The 19,774-nt window shown below is 37.2% G+C and carries 13 protein-coding genes; 2 read left to right on the top strand and 11 right to left on the bottom strand.

Annotated elements, in window-relative coordinates; all coding sequences use genetic code 11:
- Window positions 1–372 precede the first annotated feature (372 nt).
- The 9 genes from QF042_RS05360 to QF042_RS05320 form a co-directional block, all read right to left on the bottom strand.
- Window positions 373–3,189 (bottom strand): TonB-dependent receptor, encoded by a 2,817-nt coding sequence (locus tag QF042_RS05360; RefSeq protein WP_307526080.1) that lies wholly within the window; start codon window positions 3,187–3,189, stop codon window positions 373–375.
- Between the two features lie 117 nt (window positions 3,190–3,306).
- Window positions 3,307–3,705, bottom strand: coding sequence for a hypothetical protein (locus tag QF042_RS05355; RefSeq protein WP_307526079.1), 399 nt, complete (start codon window positions 3,703–3,705; stop codon window positions 3,307–3,309).
- A 208-nt stretch (window positions 3,706–3,913) separates the two neighbouring features.
- A complete protein-coding gene (locus QF042_RS05350) occupies window positions 3,914–4,135 on the bottom strand; it encodes a VF530 family DNA-binding protein (protein WP_230144600.1) in 222 nt (73 codons plus the stop codon).
- Window positions 4,136–4,158: 23 nt separating this feature from the next.
- Window positions 4,159–4,767, bottom strand: a complete 609-nt coding sequence (locus tag QF042_RS05345) for a trans-aconitate 2-methyltransferase (RefSeq protein ID WP_307526076.1) — start codon at window positions 4,765–4,767, stop codon at window positions 4,159–4,161.
- A gap of 384 nt (window positions 4,768–5,151) precedes the next feature.
- Window positions 5,152–6,228, bottom strand: coding sequence for an IS110 family transposase (locus QF042_RS05340; RefSeq protein WP_307525919.1), 1,077 nt, complete (start codon window positions 6,226–6,228; stop codon window positions 5,152–5,154).
- 292 nt (window positions 6,229–6,520) lie between these two features.
- Complete coding sequence (locus QF042_RS05335; RefSeq protein ID WP_307526074.1) at window positions 6,521–6,928, bottom strand: RidA family protein; 408 nt, start codon at window positions 6,926–6,928, stop codon at window positions 6,521–6,523.
- Window positions 6,929–7,051: 123 nt separating this feature from the next.
- Window positions 7,052–9,037, bottom strand: a complete 1,986-nt coding sequence (locus QF042_RS05330) for a M1 family metallopeptidase (protein WP_307526072.1) — start codon at window positions 9,035–9,037, stop codon at window positions 7,052–7,054.
- A gap of 117 nt (window positions 9,038–9,154) precedes the next feature.
- Window positions 9,155–9,895: a carboxypeptidase-like regulatory domain-containing protein gene (locus QF042_RS05325; protein WP_307526069.1), complete on the bottom strand. Its 741-nt coding sequence runs from the start codon at window positions 9,893–9,895 to the stop codon at window positions 9,155–9,157.
- A gap of 68 nt (window positions 9,896–9,963) precedes the next feature.
- Window positions 9,964–10,311: a Spx/MgsR family RNA polymerase-binding regulatory protein gene (locus QF042_RS05320; protein WP_307526067.1), complete on the bottom strand. Its 348-nt coding sequence runs from the start codon at window positions 10,309–10,311 to the stop codon at window positions 9,964–9,966.
- A 356-nt stretch (window positions 10,312–10,667) separates the two neighbouring features.
- Between QF042_RS05320 and QF042_RS05315 the strand changes: the two genes are divergently transcribed.
- Both QF042_RS05315 and QF042_RS05310 read left to right on the top strand, forming a co-directional pair.
- Window positions 10,668–12,206: a sensor histidine kinase gene (locus tag QF042_RS05315; protein WP_307526066.1), complete on the top strand. Its 1,539-nt coding sequence runs from the start codon at window positions 10,668–10,670 to the stop codon at window positions 12,204–12,206.
- A gap of 185 nt (window positions 12,207–12,391) precedes the next feature.
- Entirely contained in the window at window positions 12,392–13,105 is a 714-nt protein-coding gene (locus tag QF042_RS05310; RefSeq protein ID WP_307526064.1) for a LytTR family DNA-binding domain-containing protein, read from the top strand.
- Window positions 13,106–13,365: 260 nt separating this feature from the next.
- Here QF042_RS05310 and QF042_RS05305 read toward each other — a convergent pair whose 3' ends face one another.
- Together QF042_RS05305 and QF042_RS05300 are read right to left on the bottom strand one after the other, a co-directional pair.
- Window positions 13,366–16,224, bottom strand: coding sequence for an alpha-2-macroglobulin family protein (locus QF042_RS05305; RefSeq protein ID WP_307526062.1), 2,859 nt, complete (start codon window positions 16,222–16,224; stop codon window positions 13,366–13,368).
- A gap of 61 nt (window positions 16,225–16,285) precedes the next feature.
- Window positions 16,286–19,684, bottom strand: coding sequence for an MG2 domain-containing protein (locus tag QF042_RS05300; protein WP_307526061.1), 3,399 nt, complete (start codon window positions 19,682–19,684; stop codon window positions 16,286–16,288).
- Window positions 19,685–19,774 lie beyond the last annotated feature (90 nt).

Genomic DNA, 19,774 nt, shown 5'->3' with positions numbered 1-19,774 from the left:
ACTATAAATCTCTGTTGGTTATTGCTTTTTATAAATGTCTTGTTTAAAAACCTAATTTAGGTGATTTGGAAGGTATAAACTACCTAAACACCACGCAAACGTTTGATTAAACCAATAAATCATCTGATTTTATCTATTCTAGTCAACGGATGTACAAACCAAGAAGCAATAACCTGTATTAAATAGGATCCAGGTTATTCTTTTGATGAGTTAATTTAAGAAATTTGCCCCGTAATTCGGCCGTATTAACTAAGATGAAAACCTTAACAAACGTTTGCGTTAAAATTTTTGGTAAACAGGGAAAGAAAAAGTCCATAACAACTCACTTTTAAGAAGCAAATGCTAAGGACATTATAAAATTTTCAATTTTGTCTAATTAACGGTGTTGCGGGGATTGCTTCTCCCATTGTTCGCGCCTACTTTGGTTAATTTATAATTTAAGGATAAGTAAAAATAACGAGTAATGTTGTTGTACCGTACATCTTCTATCCGGCTACTGTTTACAATCCTATCGATACTGGTATTCTGGTTTAGAATATCAAAACCTTTCAAACTTAAAGTTACCCTTCGTTTCATCAGATATTTATTGATACCTGCATTAAGCAAAAAGTAATTGTTGTTAAATCCATCGGCACGGCCAGCCGACCCAACATGGTTCAAATCGGCTTCTACCCGCAAATCCTTAATAAATTCATAACTGAGGTTCAGGCTATTTTCCAGACTAAAATATTTATTGTTGATGGCCGATTCTGCCGTATTATTCACCTTAGTATAACCTACATAAGCAAAAATACCAGCATTAAATTTATCATCTATATCATAGCTCCAGTTAATATTCGGACCGATTTCGAACCTGTTGGTGATGTTTTTAGCGCCGCTAATAAAGTTTGTTCTATGTTCGGTGAAGAAATTTCCACCATAATTCATCCTTAAACCTTTAAGTTTTGATGGCATCCCAAAAAATGTTCCGGCACGCAGGTAATAATTACCATTTACGTTGATCGGCTTCACCGTTTGGATACCATTGTTATAGGTAATATCATTTCCGGTATCATCAAAAGATAAGTTGTAGAGAAAATATCCATTCCAATAGCGATTATTATCAGGACTAAAGGTATTAAAGTTCACCGATAGGCGATGGTTTTTCCGGGCTTCGAGATCGGGGTTTCCGATTCTTTGATACAATGGATTGGTATTGTTCTGTACCGGCTGCAGATCGGTAACCGAAGGCAGATTAACGCTTGCCCGGTAATTGATAGCAATGGTTTGATTCGCTTTATTTTTAAAATTGACCGTTAAACGCGGCAATAAATTGTAATACGATTTTTCGATATTGCCAATATTGGCACCTACATTATTAAATACATTGGCATTTAACAAACTTTCCTGTGCATTGAAACCGAAATTATAGGTCCAGTCCTTTCCTGTGTAGATAAAACCCAAACCAGCAACTTGTTGGCGGTTATGGTTATCGAAAGTATTGGTTAAGGATGGCACAATGGTTTCGTAGCGATCGGTAGTTGGATTATAATCAAAGGTAGTCTGCTGCGCATCAACAATGCTTCTTGTGTAACCGTAAGTAAGGTTGGCACTCCACTTTTTATTTAACTGCCTGGCATAATTTCCATTGATGGTATAGGTTTTTGAGGCATTTTTCTGATTCGCCTGCTGATTGATATTGGTTACGGTAGTATCACTATTTACATATTGATTAAGCAGCGATTGATTTAACCAGTCAGAATTAAAAGTATTCTGTGTGCCATTTAACCGCAGCGAAACCGAGCCTTTTTTATTGGCCAATCTCCTCAGCACGGTAAACTCGCCAAATAAGGATGGGGTGAAATTATGCTGATTGTAATACTGGTTTCCATCATTTGCTTTTCCTGTAGCATCGAAATTAGCATTGAATGTACGGTTGTTGATGTTGGTGGTACTGTTGAGGATCACATTTGGCCGGAATACCATATCTGTTAACGAATCGGGATGGTATTCTGCCTTAAAATTAAAGCGGTGTGCTTGATTATTGCTATTGCGGTCGGTATTATCCAACGTGCGTAAAATATCGCCGGAGCTTAAGTCCTGAATATTGGATAATTTATTGCCTAAACCAGAAGAAAAATAGGTAAAATAACTTCCGCTAATGGCTAACTTGTTATTTTTGCCCCAGGAATTACTGTAATTTACCCCGCCACTATGTGTGGTAAACAATCCGATAGCATTGTTATCAAAAACACCACTACCGCCAATAGTGGTTTTACCATTGTTGTTATTGATGGAGAAACTTCCCCCTGCTGGTGGTGCGAAAATATTGCCAATGTTGCCTCCACTAAAACTGCTGAGGTCGTCGTAACCGAAACTGGCATCATTGGTATTATTGCTCATGCCCAGAACAGCAAACTGCAGGTTTTTATTAAAGTGGTTGGCACTTAAATAACTTCCATATTTATCGGTTGATCCTCCTGCAAGATTGGCGTTACCGAACCAGCCCTTTTTCTTATCTTCTTTAATGGTGAGGTTTAATACTTTTTCGCGCTGACCGTCATCAATGCCAGTGGCTTTCGCTTCCTGTGTTTTGCTGTCAATCAACTGTACTTTGGCGATGGCATCTGCAGGGAGGTTTTTTGTTGCCGTTTTAGGGTCAGTGCCAAAGAAATCCTTACCGTCGACAGTTAAGCGTGTAACTTTTTGTCCCTGTACCAAAATACTTCCATCTTTATCAACGGTTACACCTGGAAGCTTCTTTAATAAATCTTCTACCGCGGCATTTGGCCTGGTTTTATAAGCGTCGGCATTAAATTCTATGGTATCTTTTTTTACGGTGGCTGTAGCATAACGGCCGCTTACAGCCACATCTTTTAAGGCAATGGCATCTTCTTCCAATTTTAAAGTACCAATGTTAACAGTCTTTCCGTTCAAATTGATGTTTTTGGTAATGGAATTATATCCCAACGCCGAAATCCTGATTTTATAATCGCCATTGGCAACGGTATTAAAAGAAAATTCTCCGGCTTTGTTGGTTACCACGCCTACTTTTTTGGTCGAATCAGTTTTACCCGATAAAATAATCCCCACATATTCAATGGGCTGATTTGTTTTCCTATCAATAATTTTTCCATTTATATTACCCGCTTGTTGTGCGAAGACTTTCGTAGATAATACGCACAGCAACATCCATAAATAGGTTTTCATAGTTAAAATTGTCTTTTTTATTGGTTTGTTTGATTAACCCTTTTTTAAGGTTTCAACTATAAGACACCAAAAATTGAAAAATGTGACAAGAAAAAAAGATTTTTTTTAGCTCATGAATTAAGGCAAGTCGAAAGCGAAGGTATATTTTAGTTTCTTTCCGCTCAGCTCATACTCAGAAACTACCTTTCCATCAACGAGGATTTTATATTCAGCTTTAGATTTATGCTTAGCAGTGGCGAAAGTTGTAAGCTGAACATGAGTTCCCGATTTTAAGGTAACGCTTTTTTCCCAGGCACCACTTACTTCTTTTAATTCAGTTTCCTTTCCACTTTCATTAGCGTAAGCTACATTGGCTGTTAAACCATCGCCAAAGCTGGCCTGGTAAACAACATTGTAGCTTTCTTTTTTAGGAACGTCTAGTTTACCTTTCGACATGGAATAGAACGTCGTCATGGTTGAAATTGAACAGCTGCTCAGCATCAGCATGAACAAAAAACAAAAGGAAATATTTTTCATTTGACAGGGTTTAGATCAAGATGACGAGCGTTTTAAAGAAAAGGTTGCAAGGAGCGTTAATTATTGAATGAGAGAATGACTGGATGATTGAATTATTGAATGAGAGAATGACAGGATGATTGAATGAGAAATGGATTTAGTGAAGAAATTATTGGATGACTGATTGATGGAATGTTGGAATTGATCACTAGCTCATTCACTCACTTAATCATTTATGAAACGTATCAAGATATAATTCCTCTACTTTTTTACGGGCCCAGGGCATTCTTCTTAAAAATTTCAGGCTCGATTTTATCGTCTGGTTGTTATTAAAGCAATCGATCCTGATTAGTGATCCCAGTTTTTCCCAACCATAGTGTAGCTGAAGATCGGTTACAATTTTCTCTAATGTGATACCGTGTAATGGATTGTTTTTTTGTTGTTCGGCCATGTGGCAAAGTTAAGGCAAAATTTTCAGGGTTTATATTGTGCCATCCAAACATTTGCGCCACCACAATCGGGGTCGTTTATTATATGGCTAAGCACTTCAAAATGATTGGATTCAAGCAATGATCGATATTCATCTGTATCTAAAGAATCATGAAATAAGTTTTCACCACCGTTCATGCCCCAAACCTCTCCTCTATCGGTTCCTGAGGTAAACAACAAAATGCCATTGGGTTTAAGGTGATGCCTAAAAATACTAAACATACCGGGTTGATCAACTGCCGGGAGATGAAAAAAACTATGCCAGGCAATTATCGCATCGAATTTTTCACCCAGGTCCAGTTTACGCATATCTTTCAGCATAAATGGTGTGCCGGGAAAGTTTAGCCTGGCTATTTCGAGCATCTGCTCACTGGCATCTACTCCCAGAACTTTTACATTTTGACTGATCAGATATTCCAGTATAGGTTTTCCGCTGCCGCAGCCCAAATCTAAAATATTTGCATTTGGAGGCAGCTGCTTAAGTAAGTCGTCCAGATAGTTTTTCTCCGCTAAACCAGCATAACGATTTTCGGCAAACCACTTACCCATCTTATTGTAAACCTTATATACGTTTTTGCGTTCTCCTTTTTCCATTTGTATAATTTTTTTCAATTTATTATTAATGCTTTAGCAACATCAAATTAATCATAGCCATATTTTTTGGAAACAAACGTACAATGGCTCTTGCAAATGCAGCCCTGCCATCCACTTTTATTCCTCTTGATCCCGATGTAAAATCGGGACGGGATGCCCGCTACTACCAGATTTAGGATGAAAGGTCTGTTCCTAGCATGGCGCCAAGGCATCGAATCTATGTTCCTAAACCCGATTGAAGTGGAAGCCCGCAGCGCAGCGAGGACTTGAACGGAAAGGTACTGTCTTTAAAAGCAAATAAAAGTTGATAAAAATTTAGCTTCTGAGAAGCATTAACTTAAATGCCTTCCATTTGTAAAACAGCACAATAACTTTACCTTTGTTTTAGTGAAAACTTCCATCTGGAATTTTATCATGTGTAGCTCTGGATTTTTCTGGAGCTATTATTTTTTCTAAATAATTGAATTGAGGATTGTATCTCTGCTCATTTTTCCAAAGATGGTACATCATTACCAATAGTTTCTTTTGCACGGCAACATAGCCCTTCATTTTAAATCCTGTTCGCTCAACAACTCTTTCATAAAGACTTTTAAATTGCGGCTGGTCATCCCTTACCGCACAAAATGCTGGCATAAACAGAATTCTTCTGATCCGGGAATTCCCCTTTTTTGATATTTTTGTTTTTCCTATATGTTTGCCCGATTGGTTTTCTATCACATCGTAACCTGAGTATTTTACCAAGGATGCCGAATTTTTAAACAATGTAAAGCCATTAGTTTCAGCTACGATTACGCAAAAAGATAACAGGTTAATTCCTTTTATTGCCGTAATGTTTTCATAGTGAAGATTTAAGACCTTGTCTGTTTTAACAAGCTTTCCCATTGCCTTTTCCATTTCTGCTACTTGTTGCTCAAGCAGTTTTATCGTTTTGTTCAGCTGCTTTATAACTTCCCTGCTTTGGAACTGGGCATGGGTCAGTGCCTCAAGCTGGTTACCGATAACATTGATGGTCTCTTTTAGGTTTTGATGCTGACGGGTATAGTGTCTGAGTTCATACAATTTCTCACTTCCTGGTGTCCAAGGTTCCAGGTTCTTTTCTGCACCAATCTTAGCAAGGCCGCGGGCATCTATACTGTCATTTTTAGAGTTTGCTCCGTCTGCCTGTAAGTACTTCTTAGCTTTGTTTGGCAATAAAATACTTAACACTAAGCCTTTGGAATGCAGAAACCATGCAAGTTGTTCATGGTACACGCCAGTGGCTTCCATTACGATGCGCAGGGGCAGCTCTTCTTTCTGGTGCTGTTTGATCCATGCCAAAAACTCTTTAAAACCGCCAGGGCTGTTAGATAACTTACGGCTGGATTTTACAGTTACTTTCTGGCTACTGTCTATGACCGACAAACAGCAATGAAAATCTTTTTTTGATACATCAATTCCGATGGAATACTTTAAGTTCATCATACCTTTATTATTTAGATAGAATAATCAATAATCTCTCTTAGTTTTTGCTCATGATATAGATGATCCAAATACAGCGAAATGGTCAATAGGTACTGTTCAAACTTTAAGAAATAAAAAAGGGAGGGTTATCCTTTTACATCGACATCGATGAATTCTCGTGTCTAGCGGGACTACAAGTTTTTCTCCCTCTTTTGATTATTTTTATTATAAAGGTAAAGATATGAGCGGGACTGAAAACCTCCAGGAGAACGGAACCCTTCATTTCCAAAAATACACAACATCAGTTTATAAATTAGCCAATAGCCGTAGCATCAATTTCGATCAGCATACCATTTAAAGCCAGCCTTTGTACCGGAATAAGCGTGTTTACCGGAAATTTCTGATCAGGCCATATTTTAGCAGACTCTTCTATTAAGATCTGATGTTTCTCTTCATCATAATCGACCACCAATGTAGTGAGCCTTGCAATATTGGCCATAACTAAATTCTTACTTTTTAAGGCTAAAGCGATATTTTCAAATACAATAACTACCTGTGTTCGAAAATCGGCACTAAGTACACCATCCATCCTACTGCCGCCCTGACCAGCAACAAATACCAGCAGGCTTTCGGCCGGAACTGAAGCTAAGTGAGAATATCCATGTGGACGGGGATCGTATATACCTTCTGGATTATTGATTTCTAAATTAGGTTTTTCCATTTGCTATAAAATTAACGGGTGCTAAATTATTCGATAAGAAATAGTAAACCGTCGGTTGTTTGCAATAAAAAACCTCCTGATCTTTTAAAATCAGGAGGCTATAATTATGATGTTCAGGCTGAACTAGTTACCTGTGGCTGTCCAGGTATTGTTATCCGGATTCGAATCTGGTAATACCTTATTCGGATCTAAAGTAACCGATTCGATTTCTTCAGTTGTTGGATAACGCACCAGCCAGCTGGTATTTTTCATCCAAACATCAACCGGGATTTTTACGATATCCGTTTTACCGCTTTTGGTTTTAACCTGCAGGATAATTGGCATTGGCATTTTTTCGAGGTTTACAACTTTAATCGCGTAACCCACCAATTTATCGTCTTGCTTAACGGCTTCAACACCAGCAATACCCTGATCCATTTTCCAGTTGTTTAACCACCAGCTTCTCCAGAACCAAGCTAAATCTTCACCCGCACCATTCTCCATCGAACGGAAGAAATCGAAAGGTGTTGGATGTTTAAATGCCCAGTTTTTAATGTATTGACGGAAAGCGTAGTCAAAACGGTCTTCACCTAAAATCTGATTTCTCAACAGGTCTAATCCCATCCCTGGTTTAAAATATAAATTCACACCTATATTCCGTTCTGTCATACCATCAGGCATTAACATTATATTTTCAAAAACAGGATTTCCGATCGTTGTTTTCCCAACCTTGTTCATATCAATTGGTGGAGCAGCGTATTCGCCTTTATTAAAACTACTTTTAGAAATGCCATTGATAAAAGTATTAAAGCCTTCATCCATCCAGCCATATTTACGCTCGTTAGAACCCACAATCATTGGGAACCAAGTATGACCAAATTCGTGATCAATTACGCCCCATGCAGCTGCTTTTTTAGCTTTCCATCCACAAAACACAATACCAGGATATTCCATACCACCAATATTTGTGGCCACGTTAACGGCCATTGGATATGGATATTCGAACCATTTTGTAGAATAATGTTCGATTGTAGATTTTACATATTCTACCCCACGGCCATAGGCATCTTCACCATTGCTTTCTACTGGTTGTGCAGAAACTGCCAAAGCTTTTTTACCACTTGGCAAATTAATTTTTGCTGCATCTAACACAAAAGATTTAGATGAAGCCCAGGCAGCATCACGTGCATTTAAGATTTTAAATTTCCAGGTTAGCTTATCTTTAGCCGGACGAGATTTAGGATTGGTAACCTCTGCTTCGGTACGGATATGAACGGTAGCGTCGCTGGTTTTAGCCGCATTCCATCTTTGTAATTGTTCTGGTGTAAAAACTTCTACGGGGTTTAATAATTCACCTGATCCCATTACTATGTGGCTTGCTGGCGCAGTAATGGCAAAATTAATATCGCCATACTCGCAATAAAATTCACCACCACCCCAGTAAGGCAAAGTATTCCATCCAATTACATCATCATACACACACATGCGTGGAAACCACTGTGCAATGGCAAAAATTTCACCATTTTTTGTAGTTAAATGTCCTGTTCTGTCCGATCCCTCTTTTGGTATAACAAAAGAATAATCCATTTTAACCGTTACCATATCGCCATTGGCTGCCATTGGTTGGTCTAAACGGATCTGCATACGTGTATCTTCTACCAAAGAAGTAAATTTTACTGGTGCAGCTTTTTGCGAAACACTGATATTCTGGATTTTATAACCTCCATCAAATTTTTCACCCTGAGCACCGTAACGACTGCGGGCCGGCGTAATAGCATAGCCACGTGAGGTTTCTTTAAAGGTATTCTGATCTAATTGCAGCCATAAATAAGGTAATTTATCGGGACTGTTATTTTTATACGTAATGGTAACAGTACCAGTAACCATGTCTTTTGTCTCGTCGAGACTAGCTGTAATGTTATAATCGACGCGATTTTGCCAATATTTTGGCCCTGGTGCGCCAATTGCGGAGCGGAATTCATTCCCGTTTTGTGTATAAAATAGTGGTCCAAAGGCTTCAGCAGGGTTATAATTGGTAGCTGGCGCGGACGTTGTAGTTTGTTGGGCTGATGCAGAAAAGGCAAAAACGCAACAAACCAAACAAAAAGTTATTAGTTTAGTCAATTTCATGATAATAATAAGGTTGTAATCAGGCGGTAAATATAAAAAATAACCACATATAGATTTATATGTGGTTATAATGTTACCAATAATGGTTATAATGCTACCGGTAGTAGTTATCGTGTATTAATTCGCTTTTAACTTGGGTAGATCCTGTAGTTTTCTTTCTTGCGGCGTTAATTTTTTCCATGCTACAAAGGCACGGGAGATATAATAAGCATAACGGTATGGCCTTTCTGCCTTTACGGCCTCCACCGAAGGGCGATAAATAATCATGAAGTTTTTAAGTTCTTCGCCCTCTAACTTAGTCATATCCGTAATGGCCTTTGCAGTAAAGTTTTCGTCAATCTCTTCGAGATACATCTCTTTTTCTTCTAAATCGGCTTCTTTACGTTGTTGTCTTTTATATTTACCATAACCCAGATTTAGATTTAAACCACCAACCTTATCAGTCATACGTTTACGGTTTAGGTTTCCGCCTGTACTCAATAGCGTGTATTTTTCAGCCAATGGATCTTTCGCATCTGTAACCTGACTATTCATCCGTACTGCTGTAATATTTACATCTTTTAAACTGTTCGATTTAACCGGAAGATATATTGTTCTATTTAACAGGTTGGTTAAGTAAAGTGTATCGGTATGGTAGCCTACGGCAGAAAACTCTAAAAGATCGCCAATATTGGCATTAATGGTATACTTTCCTTCTTTATTTGTACTGGTTGATTTTTTACTGTTCAGGTTTCTGATACTAACACCAGGAAGAGAAAGCGTTTTTTTCGAGTAATCGAAAACCGTACCTGTAGTTACCGTTTGTGCGAAAACGCCAATTGGCAAAGCAAGCAATAGAAAAATGATCAGTTTGTACATACTCAAAAGTAACTTAGTTCGACATTTAAAAGCTGCATTTAACAAACTTTAACATTAGAACAATTGAATTAGATTAGTGTTTTTAAATAATTTTCATCATCAAATCCAATTAATATGGCTTTACTGTTTTGCTCAATAATCGGGCGTTTTATTGCACTCGTATTTTCTTTTAAATAAGCGATTGCCAAATCCTGGTTATCAATTTTAGCCTGCTCTTCTTTAGTTAGTTTTTTCCAGGTTAAACCTTTGCGGTTTAATACCGTTTCCCAACCAAAGGTATTACACCACTCGTTTAACTTTTCTGCCGTAATGCCTTTTTTCTTGAAATCGTGAAATTCAAAATCAACCTGATGTGCTTTTAACCAATCGAGCGACTTTTTAACTGTATTGCAATTTGGAATTCCGTAAACGGTCATATAAATTATTGAATTTTGAATGAGTGAATATTTAATTATGGAGTGAGTGAATGCAAAAGCAAAGTTAATAAACTGTTTAGCTTTATGCTTAATATTTTGCAGATCGTCGTTTTTATCATGGTGTTGGATGTGGTGTCAGATATTTCTATCAGCCACTAATAGTAATTATTCATTCGAGTATCAATCCAGCGATCAGTCAGATGGTAACATCCGACTGCACAACGAACGAAAAACCCGATCTTAAAATCAAATAATCCTTAAAACCTTATTCATTCATCACATTTTTAAGCCCATCCATCACATTTTAAATATTGATGTAAATACTCTTTGTAAAATTGTGGCATAAAAAAAACAATATGGTAATTCTTTCAGGTAACCCATCCGCTATAAAAACCAAAAATATCAACCAGCTTGAGTTTTGGATCTCCACAACGCTATATATCCTGGCCTTGATCAGCATTTGCTCATCTACCGTTTATAGCAGGGGCAATTCTTATCATTTTGAAGAAAGCCAAATTGATTATAGTGTCATATCAAATTTCTTTGTCCCCGAATTATTTAAGATCAGCATTTTGTATATCAGTTTTTTATTGTTCAATTTTTGCTTCATGCCACAACTGGCAAATAAAAAAAATATTGCACTTAATCTTATTCTTACCATTTTAGTTACCTCGTTTTCCGTTGTTGCCTGGATGGTTTTCAACACTTATTCTCAAGCTTACCGATTATTAGAATATGATGATATTGATAACGCTTATGGATTTTTTTTTGGTGAGGCATTTACCTATATATTTTTCCTCTATTTACTCTTTAATGCCTACTCATATTTTAATGAGCGGGGTTTAGAACTACTCAAAAGAATTCCCTTTTTAAAGCAATACAATAACAACATCATTCCAGAAATTTTTATCTCAACTAAAATCTGGCTGATTTCGCTCATGGTATTCGCAGCGGTACTTTCTTTAAAAATTGATTACGAATTACTGATCGTTTGGTTACTTGTACCACCCGTAAATATTTTCTTTGCTTTCTGTGCTATTTACTACATCATTCCAAACCTCAGAAAGAATTTTAAAGGTTTCGGCCGATATTTTTGGGGGAATGTAGGTTTAACCATTATCATTTCGCTCTTATTGCTAGTTATCCTTATCCCCTTTATGCGCAATGGCGAAGTTATACCAGTAACCTTAATTTTAAATGCAATATGTTTAATCTGTATTACTACGCCATCTGCCTGGTATGTTTACAAGCATAAATTTGAAAAACTCAGCGAAATCCAGATGCTTAAAACGGAGTTGGGTAAATCGGACGCGAACCTGAATTTCTTAAAATCGCAGATCAATCCACACTTCTTGTTCAATGCTTTAAATACACTATTTGGAACAGCTTTGCAGGAAAATGCAGAAAGGACTGGTGAGGGTATTCAGAAACTGGGCGATATGATGCGTTTTATGCTTCATGAAAATACGCAGGACAAAATTTCGCTAACCCGCGAGGTAGAATACCTGAATAATTATATCGATTTACAAAAGCTCCGCACCTCACGTTCGGCGGATATCAGGATCGATACACACATTGAAGAACAGTTGAATAACCTGCAGATTACGCCGATGCTGTTGATTCCATTTATCGAAAATGCATTTAAACATGGTATCAGCCTGCAACAGCCTTCGTACATTAAAATTACCTTGCAAACCAAAGAAAAAACTTTGTATTTTGATGTAAGCAATAGCATTTACATTAAGGCAGATAACGATCCGGAAAAATTAAAAAGCGGCATCGGACTTGAAAATGTTAAACAACGTTTGTCATTGCTTTATTATGGAAAACACGAGTTAATTATCCGCGAAAGTGCCAATGAGTTTTTTGTTCATTTAACTTTGCAATTGGATTAGTGATACGTATCTTTCAGAAATCAAATAAACGAGTAAATAATTTATATTGATAAATTTGGGCGATTCGTCATTTCGACTGGAGCACAGCGTAATGGAGAAATCTTTGACCGAAGTTTAAAAGATTTCTCCACTACGGTCGAAATGACGATCGCCTTTAAGCTACTAGAGATGCTTCCTTCGTCAGCATGACAGAAGAGAAAAACCACAAAGAACAAAACCAAAAAATGATTGCCATTGCTATAGATGATGAACCGATTGCATTAGAGATTATAAAATCGCATGCCTCAAAAGTTCCATTTGTAGAATTGCAACAGACGTTTACTGATGCTTTTGCGGCCATCCATTACCTTCAGCACAACAAGGTTGACCTAATTTTTCTGGATATCAAAATGCCTGATATTAGTGGTATTGACTTTTTAAAAAGTTTGAGTAAGCCACCGATGGTCATTTTTACCACTGCTTACACGGAACATGCGGTACAAAGTTTTGAACTCGATGCTGTCGACTATCTGTTAAAACCCTTTTCACTTTCGCGTTTCTTAAAAGCCTGCAACAAAGCTCAAGAGCTCTTTAACTTGCGTAACCAGAAACAGGAAACAAAAACGGAATACATTTTTATAAAAGATGGTTATGAACAAATTAAGGTGGAGTTAGATGAAATTCTTTACGTTGAGGCCTCAGGCAACTATACCCAGATACAACTAAAAGATAAACTTTTAAGCTCGAGGATTACCATTAACGATTTGGCTGAACTATTGCCAAAGGCAGATTTCATCCGTTGTCATCGGGCTTTTATTGTGGCTAAAAACAAAATATCCAAATTCGACCGCAGCCAAATTTGGATTGGAGAAAAAATCATTCCTATCGGGGCAACTTATACGAGTATTAAACTTACTTAATGTAATTTAAGAGGTCGAAACACCTTAAAGCGTATTTAACAGACTCTTCGACAAGCTACCATTGACAGATTCCAATATAAGGGTCGTCATCTCGACTGAAGCAAAGCGGAATGGAGAGATCTTGAAGCAAATTATTGAAACGAATTTAAAAGATTTCTCCACTACGGTCGAAATGACGATACTTCAAGACCGTTATCTCCTTAAAATCCACTGTTATTTATATTGATTTTTATACAACAAATTAACCCTCAGGGTGACGATCATTTAACATTTACCCTTATCCCGGCTGAGTGGGTGGTAAACTCTGGCGCATACATGCTTTGCAAGCTGGTAATTCCGTTCGAAAAATTCCCGGCATGTGTAACCCGTAACGGATACTCGAATACATAAGTTCCTTTGGGCATATAACTGATGAAGAAATTGGTTGAAGCATCTTTTGTGCTTTCATAATAGCCTAACCCATCCTGATACTTATAGCGTGAGATAACATTTACAGGTTCAAAACATGATGATCGCATATCTTTCAAATGAATATACTCCATATCCCGATCACAATAAATTTCTATACGCACTTTTAATAAATCGCCAGGTGCTAAAATATTTGTAGCAGTTAATGGGGTCAAAATATCTCCTTTAGTGCTGTTTTTTTGGATAAACAATTGCTTTTTGATTTTAACACCTGTATTGGCTGGGGTTATTTTATCCAATTGCTCAAAATATTGCCAATAAAGCGCTCCCCATGCAATTGTTTTGTTGTTATTTTTAATCTGTACCTTACCCATTTCTGGTTTTACATCTTTACCTGCAATGGTTAACTTTTGATAGCCTGTTCCTGCTTCTTTTGTGGCATTTGGCTGTTGTAAATCGGCTAGTTTTTGATTTCCGATCATAATTTCAGGCTCATTACTTTCGCTTAATAAATCGGTACCTTTCATTAACAATGCATAACAAGCAGCGGCAGTCGCTTTGGTCGTTTGCCAATCGTTGGTTTGTTTGTTTTTAAGCAGCCAGATTTTCATTTCTTCAACAGCTTTGGTATCATTCGCTACTTCATCAAAAGCCTCAATCAATAAGGCTTGTGTCTCAATCGGACTTTGGTACCACCACCAACCCGCTTTATTCGTCGCCCAATACATGCCCATTTCATCATGCTGCTGAGCAGTTTGGTTTAACAATGTCATGATCTTTTTTGCTTCCACATTATTACCATTTCTATTTAAAACCAAAGCTGTTTGTGCCAGTTGGTAAGTATCGAAGGTTTTCCAGTTGGCAACCAACTTTTTAAGGTAAAAATCTTTAGCTTTTGTAAAATCTGCTGTTGTGTTTTTTTGATTGGTATAACTTCTGGCAAACAGGTAGTGTAACGGCAAGTAGGCAAAACGTTTTCCCCTCACTTCGTCCTTATAATCCTTAACAATTTCTGCATCTAAATAAATAATGGCTTTATTTAGCATTGCATTAAAATTTGGATAAGCTTTTTCGTCGATCAGTTTTAATTTTTTTAACTGGCCCATCCCCATAACAATGTGCTGGGTAATGTAGCGATCTTCCTGCATACCATTAAACCAGGGGAAAGCACCGTTATTAAATTGCATTTTCTCCAGCTTTTCGAAATTGTTTTTCAATTCGTAAGTCATTCTGTTTAAATCGAAAAGTACCGCTAAACGTTTTTTACGTTCGTTTTCGTTATCGGCATTACGTACCCACGGTGTTTCTTCTAACAAAATTGATTTTAATTCCTGGTTTTTCTCCAGGTTAGATAAAAGTGCCTGGCCGTTATTGGTATTTTGCCATTGCTCAAAAACAGTTTTAATTTTTGGAGATGAATTGATGATCCCTGTTGCAAAACTATTGGCATAAAACCGGCTAAAAGTTTGTTCAGCGCACTCATAAGGGTACTCCATTAAATATGGGAGTGCCTGTACCGCGTACCAAACCGGGTTTGAGGTAAACTCGAAAGTTAAACTTTGGTTACGTAAGGTTTTTGAGGCACTTGATTTCTCCAGTTTCTCAAAATCGAAAGTTTTACTGGTATTACCACGTACATTTATGGGCATACTTTCGGTAACCAGCATGGCATTTGCCAAAACCGGAATGGTATTTTCTTCGCCATCGCTAAATTTACCGCTTTGGGCCAAAACCTTATAGGTAATGGCACTAATGCCGGATGGAATAATTAATGTCCATTTTAAAACCGTATTACCTGCATCATCTACCTCAAAAGTTTTTTCAGTTCTTTCATTAGCACCAAAAATCTGGATTGGTTTTGCCGTTAAGGCATCTGTAAGTTCTAAAGTAGCATTGCCGACCAAGTTTTTACCGGCCAGGTTATTCAGTTTGGCACTTAATAAAATCGTATCTCCTTCCCTGAAAAAACGCGGGGCATTTATAGAAATGGCCAATTGTTTCTGGGTAACCAATTCATTGGTGATGGATGCAGTTTTTAAATCTTTGGTATGCGCAAAACCCATCATCTTATACCGGGTTAAACTTTGGGGTATCGTAAATTCGATCTTAATTTCGCCTTTGGCATCAGTTAACAACTGCGGATAGAAAAATGCAAGTTCATTAAAATTGGTTCGGGCTGTAATGTTTTGTTTTTTGTTTTTAAAAGATTCTATTTCCTGCCGTAGCGTTGCTGATTTATCTTCTCCAGCCATTGCAAAGAACGAAGTATCTGCAGATCTACTGCCATAAATCGCACTGGCCGCAACTGGGGCACTTTGTAAAGTAGCAACTCCCCTAACCCGCATAACTGCGCCTGTCATGTTTTCCTTTTTTTGCGTACCATAACCAGTCACAACTACCTCGTTTAAAGCCGTACCCTCAACTTTAAGGGTTAAATCAACACGCTTTTTTGCACCTACTTTTATAGCGTAGTGCTTAAATCCAATAAAAGAAAAATTCAATGTTTCCCCTGCTTTGACATCAATAGTATAAATACCAAAAACGTTAGTCGTTGTTACCGCTTTGCCAGATCCAACCTGTACACCCGGCAATGTTTCACCATGCTCATCGAATACCACACCGTAAGTTAAATTGCCTTTAGCCAATTCAGCTAATTTCTGAACGGCTTCAGGAAGTAAACCTCTTTTTTTTGGCCTTTTCAAATTGTTCATGTAATTGTGGTAACTATAGTTATAGCCGCCATAATAATTGTAACCGAATAAATTAAGGCCCTCATAACCATAGGTAACTTTGATTTGTAATATCGTTGGTATTAAAATTCCAGTTATAATAATAGTAGTTAAAGCTTGTTGATAACTGCGTAGCCCAGTCCATTCTTTTCAGATCGTCTAAACTTGCATCATAAAGTGTAGCCACCATTTCGGCCATCTGCTTCTCGCCATTTTTATTACTGATCTGCAGTTTCCAGCTTTCCTTTTCGCCAGGTTGCAGTTTATCTCTAAACGTTAAAAATTTAATATTCAATTCTTTCTGAGGATCAGTAATTTTAACCTGCTGCATCGAATTGTAAACTGTGCCTTGATGTATCATGGTAAACTGCACGGCAAAGCCATCTTCGTAATTTGCTTGTGGCTTAATTTTAATCATGCTTTGTTTAGGCGATAGGTCGATCCAAACTTTTTCTGCAATACTGTCCCGATAATATACTTCGTAATAAGCTTTACTGTTATCGGCCAAACCAGCCAAACGAAAAACAGCACTTTCAGTTGCTTTAATTACGCTTACTTCAGGTGCAATCCATTCAATATTTGATTGTATTACGGCGGGCTGATCGTTATAAACCACTAAATTCTTATCAACTTTAATGGTATCTTGCTGTTCGTTTATAGCAAACAGGCTTATTTTATAATAACCTGGCTTTAGGTTCTTTTGATTAAAGGTTAAGTTTCCACGACCATGATCAATAAAGAGGTTTTGTTTCAGTTCTACTGATTTTACCGGCCATTTAGCCACTTCGAGTTCATTGTTATAATCTTCGTCAGGAAAATCCATAATGAATTCCTCCTTACTCATGGTATAATGCTCAGCATAAAAAGGACTTTTATTCATCAACCTTAATGGCGACTGCAATAAGCTCCATTCTGCCTGAATATTAGCTTTTATAGGCTCGTTGTTTAAATTGGTTACCCAAAACGGGATGCTGTCTGTTTTATTGCTTACATAAATAACCTGTTCTGCGCTGATATTAAGATTAATATCTTTTTGTCCCACATTGATGCTGGTACTTTTTGTTCGGGTTTCGCCATTTAAATCTGTAACCTCTATTTCAATATCGTAGCTGTAATTTTGTTTGATATTAGTAGCTTTTGCAAAAAAGGTAATATCGAATTTACCGCCTAATTGGGTATTTGTTTTACCGATAGCAATTTGCTTCCTCTCGAAAACACCTGAACCATAAATAGCAATACGCTGTTCATAATTTAATCGATAATCGTAGATTGCCCTGCGGAAAATCTTATAATTTATTTTCGCATTGTTTACTGAATACCCAGAAAAGGCACTGGCTTTGCCTTGCACTTTAATAGTATCGTTTAACTTGTATTTTTGGTTAGGCTTATCAAAAACGACCTCAAAAGTTGGGCGTTTATATTCCTCAACCTGTATATTAATGCGCCCGTAATCAGTTTTGATCTCCATGTTGCCGTTTAGTTTCCCCATTGGTATACTAAACGAACCCTGAAACGTGCCGTAATCGTTGCTGGTAACATTATTTTTGGCTATTTCCTTGCCATTGGCATCATTAAATAAAACCTCAACTCCTTTATTTACCTCAATTTTATTCTTACCATTTACAAGTTTTAAACATAGTCCTTTGTAATAAACAGTTTGCCCCGGACGATAGATTGGCCTATCAGTAAATAGAATTACGCGCTCTTTATCTTCATCATCGTTATTCCGATAGCTGTAATATCCATTAATGTTTACCCGCAATTCATCCTTGCCCATCTTTACCAATGCACTACTCATACCGCTCTGGGTTTCAGCGGTACTGGCATAACCATTCAGGTTGGTGGTTAACAGCTCACCATCAATATATTTACGGGTATTATAATCATATCTCCGTTGCTGGATTTTTACATTTTTTAGAGGCATCCCATTCCTTAAGTCGCTTACAAAATATTCATGATTATCATTAATTCGCCTGTTAATTACCGCCATTGCCGTAACCTTAAAATTGATGTTACTATATACGCTATCTTTTTGCTTCCGGTTAATGGTTTGGGCAATCAAGGTATAAGCACCAAATGGCAAACCATCTATTTTATCAATTAAAGTATGTGTTTGGTAGTCGCCGGTTTTTGGTGTAATTACAGTCCACTGTTTTATTATTTTATTCTTAGTGAAAAAAGTCAAAAAATCTGCCTTGCTTTTAAATTGCTGGTCATCAAGCTGTAAATCAGGGGATTTAAACAACCTAAGTTGTATGGTATCGGCATTTTTGTACGATAGGTATAGCTGTATAGGTTTATCAGGCAGAACATATCCTTTAGTTTTAATGGATAACTCACTGCTTTTGATCTGCTCAATTACATTCCTGGCATTTTGGGCACCAATACTTTTGGGGTAAGCATTAACGGCTTTTTCGGCTAAGGCTATAGCTTTAATCAGGTTCTGTTTATTGGTATCAATTAGTAAAGCTCCATTTTTACGCATATTAGCCTGTTCGTATAAAATATCAGCATAAACTTCGGTTTGGCTGCTTTGCCCGGCTAACTGGCTTAGTGCACTATAATACAAGTCTTCCTTATCGCCACCATTAAAATTTTGTTGCACAAACTTGAGCCGTTTTAAATCAACATCGGCCAATGCCGAAAAATTATTGCTGTTTTGATGAAATTTGATCAGGTTTCTAAATAACAGCAAATTCTGTAGTTTAAATGAGGTACTGTCTGATGGCAATGCAATAGCAAGAAAGCGCTGCCTATCACCATACCAGGCCGTGTAGTCCATATCAAATAGCTCATCATCATGTTGAGTGAGGTTAATCTGAGAATTGCTAAAAACATCGATAGCACGGTGTGCCAACAGATCATATAATGTGGGCCTAAAGGTTCTGTTGTTTTTATCACCTGCTAAAACAGCATCCAAAATATCAACTTTGGTTTGTTGCAAAAGTTGAACTTCTTTTAACGATAACAGATAGTATTTTACGGTTTCATCGCTTAGTTTTTTAATATTCCATGTTTTAATATCATTACCAATATCGCCCTGCACTTGTGTACGCTGACTAATCTGCCATCTGTTTTGTTGCAAATAGTTCCAATAGGTTTCGGCTAAAAGTGATTGTAAAATACTTTTTTCGGGCTGTTTGGCTTTGGTAATATCATCCCGCAGATTAATTAAAATTTTATCAAAGGCATTCTCTTCCAAGTACCCTTGAAACATTATCCTATAAATAACCGATTTAATCAGTAATGGGGTATTATGATCCTGGTGTGCCTGCTGATTTATTTTTTCGATTATAGCCAAAGCATCCTTAGGCTTACCCTGGTTCGCGATAGAATCAATCCGATAAAAATCTACCTGGGTATATTTATACTGTGCAGAAGCATCGAACGAAAACCAAAAGATGAAAAGAAATAAAGCGGAAAAGCGTAACGATAGGTTCATAAAATAGCTTTGAGTTTTTAATAGAGATGGGGCAAATACTAAAATTCCATAAAAGATTAATATTTTATCTGATGATTATACGAATCTAAT

The sequence above is a fragment of the Pedobacter sp. W3I1 genome (assembly GCF_030816015.1).
Lineage (GTDB): Bacteria > Bacteroidota > Bacteroidia > Sphingobacteriales > Sphingobacteriaceae > Pedobacter.
Note: the sequence above shows the minus strand (reverse complement) of the source record. Positions and strands in the feature narration are given on the sequence as shown.

Bases quoted from the DNA above. Each gene is read 5' to 3' on its own strand.
- QF042_RS05360 (WP_307526080.1), bottom strand. From the start codon at position 3,189: ATGAAAACCTATTTATGGATGTTGCTGTGCGTATTATCTACGAAAGTC.
- QF042_RS05355 (WP_307526079.1), bottom strand. From the start codon at position 3,705: ATGAAAAATATTTCCTTTTGTTTTTTGTTCATGCTGATGCTGAGCAGC.
- QF042_RS05350 (WP_230144600.1), bottom strand. From the start codon at position 4,135: ATGGCCGAACAACAAAAAAACAATCCATTACACGGTATCACATTAGAG.
- QF042_RS05345 (WP_307526076.1), bottom strand. From the start codon at position 4,767: ATGGAAAAAGGAGAACGCAAAAACGTATATAAGGTTTACAATAAGATG.
- QF042_RS05340 (WP_307525919.1), bottom strand. From the start codon at position 6,228: ATGATGAACTTAAAGTATTCCATCGGAATTGATGTATCAAAAAAAGAT.
- QF042_RS05335 (WP_307526074.1), bottom strand. From the start codon at position 6,928: ATGGAAAAACCTAATTTAGAAATCAATAATCCAGAAGGTATATACGAT.
- QF042_RS05330 (WP_307526072.1), bottom strand. From the start codon at position 9,037: ATGAAATTGACTAAACTAATAACTTTTTGTTTGGTTTGTTGCGTTTTT.
- QF042_RS05325 (WP_307526069.1), bottom strand. From the start codon at position 9,895: ATGTACAAACTGATCATTTTTCTATTGCTTGCTTTGCCAATTGGCGTT.
- QF042_RS05320 (WP_307526067.1), bottom strand. From the start codon at position 10,311: ATGACCGTTTACGGAATTCCAAATTGCAATACAGTTAAAAAGTCGCTC.
- QF042_RS05315 (WP_307526066.1), top strand. From the start codon at position 10,668: ATGGTAATTCTTTCAGGTAACCCATCCGCTATAAAAACCAAAAATATC.
- QF042_RS05310 (WP_307526064.1), top strand. From the start codon at position 12,392: ATGACAGAAGAGAAAAACCACAAAGAACAAAACCAAAAAATGATTGCC.
- QF042_RS05305 (WP_307526062.1), bottom strand. From the start codon at position 16,224: ATGAACAATTTGAAAAGGCCAAAAAAAAGAGGTTTACTTCCTGAAGCC.
- QF042_RS05300 (WP_307526061.1), bottom strand. From the start codon at position 19,684: ATGAACCTATCGTTACGCTTTTCCGCTTTATTTCTTTTCATCTTTTGG.